General features: G+C 44.4%; 21 protein-coding genes. 19 read left to right on the forward strand and 2 right to left on the reverse strand.

Translation table 11 applies throughout. The features are described 5' to 3' along the window. The first annotated feature begins 10 nt into the window (after positions 1 to 10). The 9 genes from OUY18_RS13275 (at position 11) to OUY18_RS13315 (ending at position 6,616) form a co-directional block, all read left to right on the forward strand. Positions 11 to 331 carry a hypothetical protein gene (locus OUY18_RS13275; RefSeq protein WP_268059256.1) on the forward strand — a complete coding sequence of 107 codons (321 nt, stop codon included), beginning with the start codon at positions 11 to 13 and terminating at the stop codon, positions 329 to 331. Continuing rightward, positions 328 to 729: a hypothetical protein gene (locus OUY18_RS13280; protein WP_268059257.1), complete on the forward strand. Its 402-nt coding sequence runs from the start codon at positions 328 to 330 to the stop codon at positions 727 to 729. Before OUY18_RS13275 ends, OUY18_RS13280 begins: the two co-directional genes overlap by 4 nt. Next, positions 719 to 928, forward strand: coding sequence for a hypothetical protein (locus OUY18_RS13285; RefSeq protein ID WP_268059258.1), 210 nt, complete (start codon positions 719 to 721; stop codon positions 926 to 928). Before OUY18_RS13280 ends, OUY18_RS13285 begins: the two co-directional genes overlap by 11 nt. Then, entirely contained in the window at positions 915 to 1,475 is a 561-nt protein-coding gene (locus OUY18_RS13290; RefSeq protein ID WP_268059259.1) for a hypothetical protein, read from the forward strand. Before OUY18_RS13285 ends, OUY18_RS13290 begins: the two co-directional genes overlap by 14 nt. Then, positions 1,462 to 1,851, forward strand: coding sequence for a hypothetical protein (locus OUY18_RS13295; RefSeq protein ID WP_268059260.1), 390 nt, complete (start codon positions 1,462 to 1,464; stop codon positions 1,849 to 1,851). Before OUY18_RS13290 ends, OUY18_RS13295 begins: the two co-directional genes overlap by 14 nt. A gap of 14 nt (positions 1,852 to 1,865) precedes the next feature. After that, entirely contained in the window at positions 1,866 to 2,345 is a 480-nt protein-coding gene (locus OUY18_RS13300) for a hypothetical protein (protein ID WP_268059261.1), read from the forward strand. Positions 2,346 to 2,407: 62 nt separating this feature from the next. Further along, positions 2,408 to 2,866, forward strand: a complete 459-nt coding sequence (locus tag OUY18_RS13305; protein WP_268059262.1) for a hypothetical protein — start codon at positions 2,408 to 2,410, stop codon at positions 2,864 to 2,866. Between the two features lie 20 nt (positions 2,867 to 2,886). Further along, positions 2,887 to 3,156, forward strand: coding sequence for a hypothetical protein (locus OUY18_RS13310; protein ID WP_268059263.1), 270 nt, complete (start codon positions 2,887 to 2,889; stop codon positions 3,154 to 3,156). A 112-nt stretch (positions 3,157 to 3,268) separates the two neighbouring features. Then, positions 3,269 to 6,616 (forward strand): hypothetical protein, encoded by a 3,348-nt coding sequence (locus OUY18_RS13315; protein WP_268059264.1) that lies wholly within the window; start codon positions 3,269 to 3,271, stop codon positions 6,614 to 6,616. Between the two features lie 47 nt (positions 6,617 to 6,663). Here OUY18_RS13315 and OUY18_RS13320 read toward each other — a convergent pair whose 3' ends face one another. Together OUY18_RS13320 and OUY18_RS13325 are read right to left on the reverse strand one after the other, a co-directional pair. Then, the gene (locus OUY18_RS13320; protein WP_268059265.1) at positions 6,664 to 7,041 is read right to left on the reverse strand and encodes a hypothetical protein; all 378 of its coding nucleotides are present in this window, start codon (positions 7,039 to 7,041) and stop codon (positions 6,664 to 6,666) included. A gap of 68 nt (positions 7,042 to 7,109) precedes the next feature. Further along, entirely contained in the window at positions 7,110 to 7,811 is a 702-nt protein-coding gene (locus tag OUY18_RS13325; RefSeq protein WP_268059266.1) for an OB-fold protein, read from the reverse strand. A 177-nt stretch (positions 7,812 to 7,988) separates the two neighbouring features. On the opposite strand from OUY18_RS13325, the gene OUY18_RS13330 reads away from it, so the two are divergent. From OUY18_RS13330 to OUY18_RS13375, 10 genes are all read left to right on the forward strand, one after another. Then, positions 7,989 to 8,387 (forward strand): hypothetical protein, encoded by a 399-nt coding sequence (locus OUY18_RS13330; protein ID WP_268059267.1) that lies wholly within the window; start codon positions 7,989 to 7,991, stop codon positions 8,385 to 8,387. Positions 8,388 to 8,397: 10 nt separating this feature from the next. Next, positions 8,398 to 10,239 (forward strand): hypothetical protein, encoded by a 1,842-nt coding sequence (locus OUY18_RS13335; protein ID WP_268059268.1) that lies wholly within the window; start codon positions 8,398 to 8,400, stop codon positions 10,237 to 10,239. Beyond that, the gene (locus OUY18_RS13340; RefSeq protein WP_268059269.1) at positions 10,239 to 10,601 is read left to right on the forward strand and encodes a hypothetical protein; all 363 of its coding nucleotides are present in this window, start codon (positions 10,239 to 10,241) and stop codon (positions 10,599 to 10,601) included. Before OUY18_RS13335 ends, OUY18_RS13340 begins: the two co-directional genes overlap by 1 nt. Beyond that, complete coding sequence (locus tag OUY18_RS13345; protein ID WP_268059270.1) at positions 10,602 to 11,387, forward strand: H-type lectin domain-containing protein; 786 nt, start codon at positions 10,602 to 10,604, stop codon at positions 11,385 to 11,387. Positions 11,388 to 11,389: 2 nt separating this feature from the next. Beyond that, positions 11,390 to 11,785, forward strand: a complete 396-nt coding sequence (locus OUY18_RS13350) for a hypothetical protein (RefSeq protein ID WP_268059271.1) — start codon at positions 11,390 to 11,392, stop codon at positions 11,783 to 11,785. 1 nt (position 11,786) lies between these two features. After that, entirely contained in the window at positions 11,787 to 11,912 is a 126-nt protein-coding gene (locus OUY18_RS13355) for an XkdX family protein (RefSeq protein ID WP_268059272.1), read from the forward strand. A gap of 30 nt (positions 11,913 to 11,942) precedes the next feature. Further along, positions 11,943 to 12,278: a hypothetical protein gene (locus OUY18_RS13360; RefSeq protein ID WP_268059273.1), complete on the forward strand. Its 336-nt coding sequence runs from the start codon at positions 11,943 to 11,945 to the stop codon at positions 12,276 to 12,278. Next, positions 12,275 to 13,030: a hypothetical protein gene (locus tag OUY18_RS13365; RefSeq protein ID WP_268059274.1), complete on the forward strand. Its 756-nt coding sequence runs from the start codon at positions 12,275 to 12,277 to the stop codon at positions 13,028 to 13,030. Before OUY18_RS13360 ends, OUY18_RS13365 begins: the two co-directional genes overlap by 4 nt. 36 nt (positions 13,031 to 13,066) lie before the next feature. Beyond that, the gene (locus OUY18_RS13370) at positions 13,067 to 13,345 is read left to right on the forward strand and encodes a hypothetical protein (RefSeq protein WP_268059275.1); all 279 of its coding nucleotides are present in this window, start codon (positions 13,067 to 13,069) and stop codon (positions 13,343 to 13,345) included. Between the two features lie 244 nt (positions 13,346 to 13,589). Then, complete coding sequence (locus tag OUY18_RS13375; protein ID WP_268059276.1) at positions 13,590 to 14,390, forward strand: KilA-N domain-containing protein; 801 nt, start codon at positions 13,590 to 13,592, stop codon at positions 14,388 to 14,390. Positions 14,391 to 14,571: the final 181 nt, after the last annotated feature.

The raw sequence follows: 14,571 nt of genomic DNA on the forward strand, positions 1-14,571 counted from the left end.
GGGCGGTATTGTGGCTTATAGCAAAGACGCCGAACTTACAAAAATTTACCGGCAACTACCAACAGTAACGGATGATGAAAAACCGATTATCAGTGATCTTTACGACGATTGGTACAATATCGCCCTTGAAAAGTCCAACCGAAAAGCAGGGCAGGAAACGCCCGCCCTGCTTGCGATTATTCGCGACACGACCATAGCGGCGTACAATCGGCGCGGCGACGAGGGAATGACGGGCAGTGCGGCTGGCGGACAGAGCTTTAGCTATCAGGATTTGGAGGAACAGCTTCATAAAAGAATCCTTGGAGCTAATTTGAGGTTGTTTCGCTTATGAGAACAGCTATATTGACTAACGTTTACGTCTGCACCTATAAATCTGAAATTCGGCACGGCGTGTCCATAGGCGGATACACGAATCTGAGAAAATCGAATCTCAATGTGCAGACCGATTACTCTGAACTGGATTTACAGACCTATGGACAGACGGTAAATGAAATCATCAAACTGCGCTCTAACACGTTACCTGACATTTCCGAAGGTGACTACCTTTATATGACCAAACCGACCGTACAAAGAACATTTACAATCGGTGGTGTGGCATATGACGATTATGGTCAGGGCGAATATCAGGTTGAAAGCATCCGTCCGGCATTTGTGGGCGTAAAAACTATCAGAAATCCAACACTTATTGAAGCGAGAAAAACGACAGGAGGTGAAAACGATGGGTCCTGATTTTCATGATGTCTCTATTAATACGCAATTTCCTATAACTACAATAGAAGTGGATGGGAAGCGAATTCATGGCGTTCGGTCAATCCGATTCTACACGGATATTGATAGCGTACCAACTGTAGAGATTGAGGCTTTAGCGAGTAATATTAAAATCGACGGAAAGGTCATCGTAAAGGGAAATAAAAATGGCTCCAAATAGCCTATTCTCAGTGGAAGTAAAGGGCCTTGATCACCTCGACCAAACTCTTGCACTCATCATCGATAATCTACCCGGAGCAGCGGAGACAGGAATAGAAAATGCGCTGAGAAGCACAGCAGATGCCGCTATACGATTAGCACCAGGGCCGGTCAAAGGCGCAATAAAGATTGAAATACTGAATTCAGAGGGCGGCGTGGTGCAGGGACGCGTCTACAACGATACAAGCGAAGTCCCCTGGTCGTCCTATACGGAATTTGGTACCGGCGTAAAAGTGGACAATGAGGGCGTGGATGAAGCAATCGTTTTGAAACGAGCAACAAAAATCCCGTGGTATATTCATGTTTCAATGGTTCCTGCGTCGTTTGCTCGGTATGGATATCCGCTTGTTACGGGGCTGAATGGCGAGAAGTATTGGGAAGTCGACGGAATGTATCCGAAGCCGTATATGAAGCCCGCGGCCTTTAATAACCGTGAGAGAAACGTTCAGTCGGTGGCAGACGCGATCAGTGCAATGATAAGGGAGGCCAACGGAAATGGAACTTCATGAGCTGAACACTGAACTGATTACGCAAATGTTCGTAGATAAGGTCGCGGAAATCCCTGAGATCGGCACAAATGGCGCGTTGCTTTCAAACCCTGACACTGCCGCAAAGTTTCCTGTTTGCGTAATCCAGCCTCCGCTTTCCAAGTTAAAAAATGGAGGTGCTGTCTTTGATTTGTCCATCACTATCGAAGTATGGGCGGAAGGACAGTATCCGGCGCTCAGTATCTTTGACAAAGTACGAATTAAGCTAAAAGATTATAACTTAAAACTTGCCAACAGCACGCCGTTCTTTTTTGATGCGGCAACAAAGAAATGGCGTTACGGCGGATATTTTGAAGTTCGCTGGAATGCGATAGATAATTCATTTGATAAAAACTAAGGAGTTGATTTTTAATGGCACAGAACAATCCCAGCCTGACCCCGCCTAAAACCAGTATGGGCACCGAATTATGGTATTCCACAAAGAAAGCACCGACGGCCAAGGCTGACCTAATTCAAATTTTTCTTGTACAGGAGATTCCAGCACTCGAATCCGCACCGGAATCTGTTTCGTATAGTTGCCTCGAAAGTCCGAACGAAGGCACGGCGGAAGGCGTGGCGAAAGCGGAATCCTTGAAAATTCCTGTTCTTTATTCTGAAACCCAGCATGACGCATTGAAAGCACTTTCTGACGCTAAGACACAAATCTATTTTTGGGTGAAACTGCCTGATTCTACGGCGGCGGTAGAAGGAAAGCCGCTGACGTTTGTCTTTTCAGGAACCGTCCATCTCAGCAACAACACCATTTCAAACAACGGCGTTCTGCAAGACGAAATGACGATCTTCCGCGATATGACCGTTACGGAACAAAAAGGGTTACCGAGTGTTACATAAAAATATTTATATCATCCCCGGCTTAAAAACCGGGGAACATTTTTAAAATCAGGAGGAAAAGTATGATTACTACAGCAAGCGGAAAAGAATTGGAACTGCATTTTAAAACCCGGCTGATGGAACGCTTTGAAGAGCGGTTTAGTATCAAAGACGCAATGAGATTCTGGAAGGAAGCTGCGAACGGGCCGTCCCTACAGGTGATCGAAGTAGCGCTCGTTACTTTTACGGATGGAGCACTGAAAGACATCAACGAAGCGGCAGATTTCATCGACGATTACACTGCGCAGGATGGCAAGACAGTTTACACCCTGTACGGAGAAATTATTCAGGAGATTAATGATAAGGGTTTTTTCAAAGCGAAGCTGTCTCCGGAAGAGCTGACAGAACAACTGGAAGCGCCGATTCTGGATATGGCGGAAATTGTAAACAAAGCAGTAACGGAAGCGGGCAAGGGTTGGCTCTCCGAAGCTGGACAGAGCAAATCGCAGAATTCCGCCCAATCGCTTATCAGTATGGTATAAATCCACTTGAATTCCCCGAAATGACGTTAAAGCAGATCGGGGAGTATGTTACAGCCCGGCAGGAACAGGAAAAGCAGAATTTTATGCAATCTGCCCGCCTGCTGGATAATGCGGCTATGAAAATCATTGCGGGCCGAAACTTAGCCCATCCGAAGATTATTTCGCTACACGATTTTTATCCGACCCTGTTTGAGTCAAAAGATCAGTCCGAACCGCCTGAAAATATGACGCAGGATCGGAAAAACAGGATTATCACGGACAAATGGAAAGCGTTTCTTGGGGTGAAATAAAACAATAGAACGTCTTGAACGTCGAACAGAAAAGGGGGCGGTCAAGACGGCTGTTGCAGTTGAAGAACTTGAAATCCTTGTAAAAGCAAATATTACGGATGCGCTGGCCGGAATGACTAAACTCCGCGACCAGTTGAAAAAAACCTTATCGGCTCAGTTGCCGAATATACAGTCTCAGCTCGCGCCGGTAAAGCAGATTGTGGATCAGTACGGAAATGCCATCACTTCCAGCGCCGCAAAGACGCAGACGGCTGTTCAGAGAACCGGTGATAAGGCAAGGCAGACCGCACAGGCTACTCGGCAGGCGGTTGAATCCGTGAAAAAGTCTTTATCGAGTGTCGCCGACCCATTGGATGACGTAAAAGCCAAAGTCAAAGAAGCAGCGGATGAATACGCCTATTTGGACGATGTCATACAGAGAACGATTGACCGTCAGAAGCATGAATCCGCCGGAGCATCCCTGCCGACATCCGCGCCGCGCATTCCATCGGCTACAGCAACCGAAAATTTTGCGCACAGGAAAGCGGCCTCCTCCGATGATACGCCGATGGTTGACCCGGAAAAGTTAACCAGATGGCAGAAATTCACGGCACAATATTATACCTATTTGGATAATATCAAAGCCGTTCTGAACAAATTCGGCTTGTACGGAAAAGAGAATATCGGCAAGGTAAAGCAGTATACCGACGCGGCCACTACATCCACGAAAAAATATGAAAATCAGGTTCGGGAATCAACGAGCAAATCAAAATCAATGTTTGGCTCGCTCGGACAGATGATAAAGCGGGCGCTTACGCTTACCCTTTTATATCAGGGGTTCCGTAAACTTTTTGGCTTTATAAAGGACGGCATAAAGTCTGCTATTGATGCACCGGAAATTGAAAATCTGTTTCGTGTCGCTTTAGGGAATATGTCTAATCAGGCGACGGATTTTGCAGACAAGATGAAAAAGTACCTTGGTGTGGATCAGTACGCAACCAAGCAGATGCTTGGTACTTTTCAAAATATGACCACATCAATGGGGATCGGGCAGAAAACAGCTTATAGCATGTCCAAAAGCATGACCGTGCTTGCGAACGACATGGCTAGTCTGTACAACGTCGATCCGGAGCAAGCCTCTGAGAATCTGCAATCCGCTTTGACAGGGCAAGGCCGTGCCGTACGAAAGTATGGCTATGTAATCACCGAAGCGACCATTGCGCAGACAGCATATAAATATGGTCTTGCACAGACCGGCGCAGAGCTGACGGAACAGCAGAAAGTAGTTGCGCGGTATCTTACATTAATTGATCAGTCGAAAAATGCGCACGGGGACATGGCCCGTACGCTGGGAAGTGTACAGAATCAGCTTAGAATTTTAAAAGAAAATGTTGTTGCTGCCGGCCGTTCTTTCGGTAGTGCGTTTATCCCATTCATTCAGGCGGCAATACCGTGGCTTAATGCCTTTATGGTTGTGCTTCAGCGCACCGGAGTGGCTCTTTCAAGATGGACTTACAGTCTGTTCGGAAAAAACTACGACGAGGAAATGAAGAAGCAGCAGGCGATAATTACCGGATATAACGGGGTTGCAAGCGCGGAAGATGAAGCGGGAAGTGCGGCGACAAAAGCAGGAAAGGCCGCAGAGGACGCGGCGAAGAAAGCAAAAGGCTCTTTGGCAAGCTTTGACGAAATTAGCGTTATTCAGCAACCGGGTACACCTTCCAGTGGAAATAGCGGTTCAGGTGCAAGCGGCTCAGGCGGTGGCCTTGATTTTAATGTACCAACGCTTGACGTATCGAAAACGACCAGCCCAATCGAAGTAATGGCGGATAAGATGCAGGCGGCATTCGCAAAGATCAGGCAGGCAGCAGAACCTACAATTCAGGCATTTAATCGATTTACTAAATCACTGGAACCTGTCAAAAATTTTGCAGCAAAAGCATTTGAGGATTTTTATAAAGATTACCTTGTTCCGCTTGGAAAATGGGTACTTGGAAAAGGGCTTCCCGAACTCCTTGACATATTTACAAAGTTTAATAAAAATGTGAATTGGGGTGCGATCAATAAAGCACTTGACAATCTGTGGAAAGCATTGGAACCGTTCACTGAAAATGTAGGTGAAGGTCTTTTGTGGTTCCTGGACAATGTGTTAAAGCCAATTGCAGAATTTGGAATGAATATGGTTCTTCCGAAGCTTCTTGAGATTTTAGCAACTTCAATTGATATTTTGGATCAGATAATCGAAAAAGCAAAGCCTGCATTTCAGTGGTTTTATGACAATTTTTTAGTCCCACTTGGAAATTGGACAGGAAAAGCGATATCTGATGATTTGAATTTGATATGCGATGTATTAAAGACATTAGACGACTTGCTAAAAGGAGATATGCCAGCCGCATCTAAGGATGGGCAAAAGGCACTTAACGATCTCGGCCAAATTATTAAAGATTTTACTGGGATTGATATTCCGGGCGCCGTTGAGGATGTTAAAAAGAAAATCCAAGGTTTTGGCGCATGGTGGAATGAAAATATTGCTAAGTGGTGGAGTGAAAACGTTATACCTTGGTTCACAAAGGAAAAATGGCAAGCAGAATTCGAACATGCAACCCAAGCCGCTCAAGCGAAATGGAGTGAAGTTGTAGACTGGTGGAACAGTTCAACGCTTGTCAAGTGGTGGAATGAATCTGTATCCCCTTGGTTCACGGCAGAAAAATGGTCAGACTTATACGACACTGTAAGGCAATCACTTTCTGACAAATGGAATGAGACAGTGATTTGGTGGAATGCACTTGGCCCTGTGAAATGGTGGAACTCAAGTGTTTCTCCTTGGTTCACTAAAGATAAATGGTCTGGACTTTACAATAACATAAAGCAAGCCCTCGTTGATAAGTGGAATGAAATCGTTACCTGGTGGAATAAAACCGCTATTGTAAATTGGTGGGACAAAGATGTTTCGCCTTGGTTCACGGCGAAAAAGTGGACAGGAATGATGGCAGGCGTTGTTGACGGATTTAAAGCGACATTCAAGAATGCAATTAATGCCGGAATTGATTTGTTCAACAAGTTCATAGATTGGATTAACAGTAAAATGAAATTTAGCTGGGATGCTGTTGAAATTGGTGGGAAAAAAATATTTGACGGAGGATCGATTCAACTCTTTACAATACCACCAATTACTCCGCTTGCAACTGGTGGCGTATTAAAGCAATCAACATTGGTAAACGTCGCGGAATACCCCGGAGCGGCAACAAATCCTGAAATTGTTACCCCTCAAAAAATTATGTACGATACCGTATCAAGTGCCAATGGCCCGCTGGCGGTCGAGATTCTCAATGCGCTTGAAGAGCTAAAAAATGCAGTAGTTACAGCAATAAATGATAAAGATTTGAGTACATATATTGATGGGGAACAACTAGAACGCCACCAACGACCAATTAGAGAAGCGGAGAACAACCGAATCGGCGGAATGATATTTGATATATAAAAATAGGGTAGCGTGCAATGCGCTACCCTTATTACTTAAAAATGTATCTATTCCTGTTTTGTTGTATTTTGCTTCTGAGGATACTCCTGACCCCAAAATATTGACAGTATGAAAACTACAGCAAAAATGAATGAAAGTACAGACCATATAGCTAAATCTTTATATGTACCTACGTTTGATGCTCCTATAAGTCCGCCGAGGGCATAAACGATTCCAGAAGCTATAGCTCCACCTTTTGCGGTTCGCGCTGCAATACCTACGATTCCGGCTATAAGCAAACAAATGGCGACAAACAAACCAGACGAACCACTGGTTTCACCGTTATTTGCAATAGCATTTCCAATGCCTGCTGCGCATGATTGAAATAGGACAAACACCGATAATACAATAGAAACGATTCCAATGACAAGCTTTGCCGTTTTCAAATGTTATTCACTCCTAATTCATAATTTATACATTTATTTTATCACAAAAGGAAGAAAAATCAATAATTTTATTCCAGAATATTACAATCTTCTAATACCACAGTTGTACTAATAAGTGTGCCAGTACATTCACCGACAACTTTTACTGTTTGACCTTTTTTCAGCTTTGCTACTTCCGGTTCATTCTTTTTATCAAAATCCATACGAATAGTCTCAAGAGGAGAAATTTCAAATGTAATGTATGGGCGCTGATCTATTTCACGGTCAATATCAGACACTTTTCCCGATACAATTAATTTTTTATTCTTATATCTCGAATCAGCTTTAATAGGATTATCCATGTAATCTTTATGTAGGACTTTATAGTCGATTTCTACTGCATCATCCTTTATAATGCTTGAAGCGGATGTGGCTGACGATTGCTGTTTGTTTCCCGTCAAAACAGTCTTTGGTTTTGAGCCGGAGTTTATGGAAAAAATCAGAACTCCAAAAATTAAGATAAGAGTGCTAACTGTCGCTCCGACCGCATATGGCTTCTTATTCTTCCTTTTTAGAGCGGCTATGACGAGTGCAACGAGATATAGAATGATTCCAAACAATCCACAGGTGGCTAATGCACTACTCAGGTCCAGACCTGTAGAAATAAATAATATGAATAGCAAAGCCAAAATAATGAAAAAAACACCCCATAGAGGAAACTTTTTCTTTTGCTCAGGATTATTGGAATTACCGCTGTTTTTTGAAAGTTCAGGTGAACCATATGCTCCCATAATATCGCTCCTTTTACTAATATGCCTAAAAACAATTTTACCACAATTATCCAAATAGTAAAGCTGTTTTATGATAAATGCCTTAAAGTACAGTATAATACGATCAAATAATTATTAAGAACGTCAAGAACGTCATCCATTTTGGATGGCGTTCTTTGCTTATTAGGAGGTGTACGGATGGTCTACAAAGGAATGATACAAGTAAATGGAACGTGGATTCCCACGCCCGCCACATTTGAATACAGCACAGAGGACAGGGATACAGAAGGCTTTGAGACTACGGATGGGACAGTACACCGTCACCGTGTAGGAAAGCGCGGTAAACTTACCTGTTCATGGGATATCGTTCCGGATACGCAGGAATATTACGATTTTTTTCGACTGTTGGATAATCTTCCGGAATTCTTTCCAGTGTCATTCCCATATCCTGACGGGACACGAAAAACTCTCCAGATGTACCGGGGAAATCCGTTAAGTGCATCGATGCGCTCTTATTGGAATGAAGGAAGCAAGAAAATTTCAAAGTGGAAGGACACAAAGTGCAATTTTATTGAGCAATATGCCCGGAAGTATTGAGGTGGGGTAGATGATTTATGTTTCTGATAAATTCTTTCCAACGGCGCAGGAAACAGAACGAACATGGCGCGGGAAAGTGTCGTTCGCCCTGTTTGACGTAACAGCAAAAGGTGACGCTGCGGCCGCCACAGAGCAACAGCCGTTTTCCGACGTTTCTAAGACACTGGATACGGTAACCGACGCGATCAATTACGGAACTTGTGAAAAAAATCAGTTTCGACTTGATGGAAGTATGGAACTTTTCGGCCCATCCGGTAATTTTGGATGGTGGAGCAAAGAAATATCAGACGTGGATGGAAACTTTGTTAATCCGCCGACCGTTACCTACACATTTACAAAGCCACACAGTTCCATAGGTTTGACGCTGATATTTGCAGAGCCGGTGCAAGATGTAACTGCAACGGCTTATAACGGGGAAACCGTTATAGGAACGAAAGAATTTACCGGGTTGAATACATCCCTTGCAGTTCTTGATTTCCCGGTCGAAAACTATACAAAGCTTGTGATCGAAATTCACAGGGTGCTCCCGTTTCACTATGCAAAGCTGCTGGAAATCAATTTTGGTATTGAATATGTTTACGACGATGAAAAGGAAAGTTTGCTGAATTACGACGTGTTAGAAGACATTGATTTAATGTCCAACCAGTTAAGCAGCAATACAATGACCGTCACACTGAACAACATGGACCAGCGGTTTAATATGTTTAATCCAAAGAATGAAGTACGTTTTTTGCAGGAAAGGCAGAAATTATCGGTCAGCGCCGGGTTGCTTGTTGATGGAAAGTTCGAAGATATTCCACTCGGTGTTTTTTACCTTAGTACATGGGACAGCCCCACGGCCAGCACGACCAAATTTACCGCAAATGATATTATCTCTCTAATGACAGGCACGTATTACAAATCTCGGCTCTATGACCATGAACGTGGGGAAGCCATATTGAAAGAACTGCTCGATGCGGCGGGATTGTATGACGAACAAGGGAACCCCCTCTATTACATACATCCTAATATCCGAAATGTTACCCTATCAGGTTATATTGCACCAATGAGGTACCGTGATGCACTTCAAAGAATCGCGTTTGCGCTTGGCGCCGTTGTTAAAACAGACCGGTATGGTAAAGTTTTGATTTATAGGGCAACCGAAGAAACACGGAACGCCATTGTAATTGATAAGCACACGCCGTACCAAGGAACGCTGATTTCCGGTACCTTTGGAGCAGGGCAGGGGATCGTTCTGCCACGCAGAGCTGAACCGCTTCCGAACCCGGCGGTAATAGACCGTTCGCTATATCAAACTCCGAAAACGACGCTCGGAAAATATTACAATCAGGTTAATGTACAGTGTTATGGATGGAAATTAAAATCTGAGGTGCAGAACCTTTATGAAGGAACCATTACCGGAGATACAATAATTACTTTTTCAGCGTTCCCGGCGGCGGAAGTGACAATTTCAGGAACATATGGAAGTGCTGAAATCTATGCCTGTGCGTGTGTTCTGCGTGGAGCAAATGGAAAAATAACGATTACCGGGAAAGTATATGAAGCAGCCGCGAAAACCATATCGGTATGCTTGCCGGAGGTTACGGCTAGTGTCACGCCGAACGCTTTGGATATAAAAGATGTAACGCTAATAGGGCAGGATGATACCGCGGAATCTGTGGCAGGATGGATTTTAGCGCAGCTACAGAATCGTATTATGCAGTCTTTCAAATGGTGGACTAATCCTGCTGTGGAAGCGTCAGACTTTGTAAAGGTTGAAACTGCTTTTGGAGAGTATCGGGAATCTCAAATTAAGAAAATGCACTTTACATATAATGGAGCTTTGACCGGCGATAGCGAGGTGATCGGATAATGTGGGCGGCGCCAAAAACAGAGTGGAAGCAAACTGAATTCATTAATATAGAGGACTGGCAAAGAATTGAGGATAATACCCGATGGATAGCGGATTTTTATGGGCTTACATTGCAATACAAAACATGGGAGCATACAAGCTGGCCGACGCCGAACGAAGTCGCGCGGATTGAATCAAATATTAATGCCCTGCTAAAACAAACTCATAGCTTCCAGGCAAAGTTTGATTGGAACTTACTCAACGACATTGAAAACTGTCTGCTCATTATGCACGCGCGGGTAGTTGAACTACAGCTGAGCGTTCGCCGTTCGGGTACATTTTCAGCCGGACAAAATCTTTACATACCGATAGGAGGGATATAAATGGCAAAGGTTACTTTCCAAGATGAAGAAGGGCAATATCTTAACCGCTATAAACTAACACCTGTAGAAGGTCAAGCGAACGTCTTTGATCTTGAGCGTATGGCAGCCATTACGAAACAGGGTACACCTTACAGTAAAGAGGTTATGGATCATATGCTGCAGGTGGAGGACAAAGGGGTGCCGGGGGGCTGTGCAGAGCTGGACGCAAACGGAAATCTGAAACAAATGCCGACCGCCGCCCAACTTGGCCTCGGCAACGTGGACAACATATCTTCTGATACTTTTTCGCAGGCTAGGGGGGAGACAGCTGATGCAGATACGGCAACAGATGGCGGGTACCTGATTTTGAAAAATGCGGCTCATGCCCCTTTTACCGATGCGTATGCAACAATGTTCTCAGCGCAAGGTGGAACAGGAGCGAAATTGCAGCTTGCAACCTCGGAGGATTTACAGTCAATAAAATTTAGGCATAGAGATGTTCGGGGCGGAGCATTGGTAGGAGACTGGATAAAATTAGCGTCTATTTTAAGCGGAGGGCACAAAATCCAGTCTGGCTATCTGATTGTAGCGGTGACTGCCAACGTCCTAAAGATGGCAGATGTAACGTTTCCTATAGCGTATGGAAGCATACCGTTAGTATTGGTCGGAATGGTCGATACTACAGTAGCCAACAACCAATGGATGTGGGCATCCGCTTGTGGCGTAACACAGACTGGATTTACAGCACATTGCGAGGCAAATATATCTGGATCGGTTGCAATGGCTTGGCTAGCAATAGGAGGATGATTATGTATTATTGGATACTATATAAGTCGGATTCCGGAGAGATATACGGTTCCCCGTATCGTGGCAATGCGAATCATTGGGATAATATACCGGAAGGCTGTGCAGCGCTCGGGCCGATTGATACCGACACGGCGACTGATGACGTTAATGCAGCCATCATTAATCCAGAGTATTATAGGATAACCTACGGGGTACTTACGCGTAAATCCGATACCGAGATACAAGCCATTGATGCTTCAAAAACGCTCCCGCGGCCAACTGAACAAGAAGTACTTGGACAGCAGGTCGCTGCGCTGACACTTTCCAACGGGCAGAAAGATGCAATAATTCAGCAGCTTGGCGCGCAGGTGGTTCAGATGCAGCTTGACATTGCCAAGCTGAAAGGAGGCGTTTCCTAATATGGACTTCTGGAGCACGGCTTATAGATATAAATGGGCAACAAAAGACCAGTTAAAAGAAGCGACGGCACTAAATTTAATCACCGCCGACCAATACAAGGAAATTACCGGAGAAATTTACAAATAAGAGCCACGTGGCTAAAAATGAGGTGCATAAATGCTTGATTGGATTAAACAATATTGGCTTTCCGCTTTATTTGGTACTGTTACCGGTGCGTTAAGCTGGACGGTCAAATGCTTATGGAGTAGACAGAAAGCACAGATAGAGCGGCAGAAGGCGGTGGAAACAGGAGTTCAGGCTCTTTTGCATGACAGCATTTATCGCGGTTACGCAGAGTGCCAGAAAAAAGGCTATGCCACTGTGGAAGATATTAAAAATATTGAATACCTCTACCGACCATACCATGACTTGGGCGGGAACGGAACCGGAACAGAGTTGTTCGAACGGATTAAGAAAATGCCGGATAGACCGGCGGAGGAGGAATCAGCATGAGTAAAACAAATTTAGGCTTTGTAGAATTCGCAAAGCAAGCCCTTTCTGATGGGGCCGGATACGTGTACGGTACATTCGGGGATGTTTGTACCGTATCCCTTCTTGACCAGTGCGCGAAGCGGTACCCGGATAATAACCTTGCCGGCGGCCAGATGCGGAAAGTTGGGGAAAAATGGCTCGGCAAGCAGGTAACGGACTGCATCGGTCTTTTGAAATGGTATATGTTTACCGGCAAGTATGGCGATAATCCGCACGGTGGATACCAAAGCAAATATGATACTTCCGCAAACGGCGCTTTTAACAATGCGAAAGAAAAAGGCTCAATTTCCACCCTGCCGGAAATCCCCGGAATATGCTTACATATGAACGGCCATTTCGGCGTTTACATTGGCGACGGCTGGGCGATTGAAGCGCGCGGCACCTGTTACGGCGTGGTGAAAACCCGCGTCAAGGACAGGCCGTGGACATACTGGTTTAAATCCCCGTGGTTGGAATATGTGAGTGCGGAACCTTCGTTTAAGTGCGATACGACTACCAATATCATGCTTTCCCCGGGCGGACATTATCAATTCAAGGTAACGGCGCAGTCCACGCCGAAGGTAAACGTTGGAACAGGCGGCATTGTAACGCTTCTGCCGCGATACCAATCTGGCAATGACTACTTTTATTACATAGTCGGTTACGGCAGTCCCGGCAAAGTTACAGGCGTGTATGTCAATGATGTAAAACAGTTTGAAGCACATATAAAATAATTTGCCCCATATACGGGGCAGGAAAGAGGTATACATATGAACGAATTTTTCACATGGGGAATGCTTGCAACACTGGCCGGGGCTTCATTTGCTACCGGATTACTCACACAGTTTTTTAAAGATGCAATTAAAATTCCGACGCAATGGCTTTCATACATAATCGCGGTAATTCTCCTGCTTCTGGCCAATCTGTTCACTGGTAACTATGGCGTGGCCGTGCTGGCAATTATTCCTCTTAATGCAGTAATTGTGTCCACCTCAGCGAACGGCGCGTACAGCGCGATTCTGAGAGCAAAAGATGGAAAAACGGAATAAAGGTTAATGAGCCAAAAATCAGGCGGATAGACATAGAATTAGCCCATCGGAGGAAACTTCGGTGGGCTTTCTTATTTTTACAAGCTAGTTCTTTACAGAATGATATAAAAGGATTATTATGTAGAAAAATGGAGTTTAAGATAGGACTTATCTTTTCTACCCCCTGTGATTTTCCGTTGTGCGGATTATGCACGGCGGAGGTGACATCTCGATTTAACATTATACAGAACTGCGGGAGGTTTTTATGTCCGAACAATTGATGATTCCAGGATTTATTGATCGCAAAGCTGAAAACGAGATTATAAGCCAACGCGTTACCGATGGATACATAAATGCCACTGCCATGTGCAAGGCGGCGGGAAAGCAAATGAGAGACTATAATCGATCCATCGCAACAAAACCATTTTTGGATGAATTATCTAAGGCTACTGGGGTGCCGACTTCAAATCTAGTGTTGACCATTTCCGGCGGTGTTCCACAGCTTCAAGGTACATGGGTCCATCCACAGGTGGCTGTAAATCTGGCGCAATGGTTATCTCCTAAATTTGCTGTGCTTGTATCCCAGTGGGTTGCAGAATGGATGTCTGGCGGGGCACGATCTACTAATTTACCCTATCACCTACGAAGATACATGGCAAATATGAATAATGTTCCTTATGGATATTTTTCAATGTTAAATGAGGTTACGTTGCATCTCATAGGACCACTAGAAGCGCTAGGATACACTGTTTCGTCAAGTCAAATTCCTGATATATCATTAGGCCGTACATTTTCAAAGCATCTTCGTGATGAAGGTTACCCTGTGGACGGCTACCCCAAGTATCCGCATCATTATGAGGACGGACGAGTGGTACAAGCAAGAGCATATCCTAATAAGCTTATAGGGGAGCTTAGAAAGTTCTTTGTTGAGACTTGGCTCAAAGATCGCTCTGTACAATATTTTACGGAGCGAGACCCTAAAGCGTTGCCTTATTTGCGTGAATTTTTGGCGTTGCCGAATTATCGCGAAGCAATGGGATATCTGGAAGACAAAGTTGATAAGTAAATTTTTAGCACAATCAAATACATAAAAATTTTAGCCGCATCGGATTTAATTACCCGGTGCGGCTTTTTTATTTGCCGCCGAGTGATCGACGGATTTTTTTATTTCATCTTAAACGCTATTCCGAAGCATTCGCCTATTGCAAATAATTTCGGATACATTGGTGTCCTGTCACCCGCACCAT

The sequence above is a fragment of the Caproiciproducens galactitolivorans genome (assembly GCF_026672255.1).
Classification (GTDB): Bacteria; Bacillota; Clostridia; order Oscillospirales; family Acutalibacteraceae; genus Caproiciproducens; species Caproiciproducens galactitolivorans_A.

Coding starts and splice junctions, on each gene's coding strand:
- OUY18_RS13300 (WP_268059261.1), top strand. CDS start 1,866: ATGGCACAGAACAATCCCAGCCTGACCCCGCCTAAAACCAGTATGGGC.
- OUY18_RS13375 (WP_268059276.1), top strand. CDS start 13,590: ATGTCCGAACAATTGATGATTCCAGGATTTATTGATCGCAAAGCTGAA.
- OUY18_RS13295 (WP_268059260.1), top strand. CDS start 1,462: ATGGAACTTCATGAGCTGAACACTGAACTGATTACGCAAATGTTCGTA.
- OUY18_RS13280 (WP_268059257.1), top strand. CDS start 328: ATGAGAACAGCTATATTGACTAACGTTTACGTCTGCACCTATAAATCT.
- OUY18_RS13305 (WP_268059262.1), top strand. CDS start 2,408: ATGATTACTACAGCAAGCGGAAAAGAATTGGAACTGCATTTTAAAACC.
- OUY18_RS13345 (WP_268059270.1), top strand. CDS start 10,602: ATGGCAAAGGTTACTTTCCAAGATGAAGAAGGGCAATATCTTAACCGC.
- OUY18_RS13325 (WP_268059266.1), bottom strand. CDS start 7,811: ATGGGAGCATATGGTTCACCTGAACTTTCAAAAAACAGCGGTAATTCC.
- OUY18_RS13290 (WP_268059259.1), top strand. CDS start 915: ATGGCTCCAAATAGCCTATTCTCAGTGGAAGTAAAGGGCCTTGATCAC.
- OUY18_RS13355 (WP_268059272.1), top strand. CDS start 11,787: ATGGACTTCTGGAGCACGGCTTATAGATATAAATGGGCAACAAAAGAC.
- OUY18_RS13340 (WP_268059269.1), top strand. CDS start 10,239: ATGTGGGCGGCGCCAAAAACAGAGTGGAAGCAAACTGAATTCATTAAT.
- OUY18_RS13315 (WP_268059264.1), top strand. CDS start 3,269: ATGACTAAACTCCGCGACCAGTTGAAAAAAACCTTATCGGCTCAGTTG.
- OUY18_RS13330 (WP_268059267.1), top strand. CDS start 7,989: ATGGTCTACAAAGGAATGATACAAGTAAATGGAACGTGGATTCCCACG.
- OUY18_RS13335 (WP_268059268.1), top strand. CDS start 8,398: ATGATTTATGTTTCTGATAAATTCTTTCCAACGGCGCAGGAAACAGAA.
- OUY18_RS13370 (WP_268059275.1), top strand. CDS start 13,067: ATGAACGAATTTTTCACATGGGGAATGCTTGCAACACTGGCCGGGGCT.
- OUY18_RS13365 (WP_268059274.1), top strand. CDS start 12,275: ATGAGTAAAACAAATTTAGGCTTTGTAGAATTCGCAAAGCAAGCCCTT.
- OUY18_RS13285 (WP_268059258.1), top strand. CDS start 719: ATGGGTCCTGATTTTCATGATGTCTCTATTAATACGCAATTTCCTATA.
- OUY18_RS13350 (WP_268059271.1), top strand. CDS start 11,390: ATGTATTATTGGATACTATATAAGTCGGATTCCGGAGAGATATACGGT.
- OUY18_RS13360 (WP_268059273.1), top strand. CDS start 11,943: ATGCTTGATTGGATTAAACAATATTGGCTTTCCGCTTTATTTGGTACT.
- OUY18_RS13310 (WP_268059263.1), top strand. CDS start 2,887: ATGACGTTAAAGCAGATCGGGGAGTATGTTACAGCCCGGCAGGAACAG.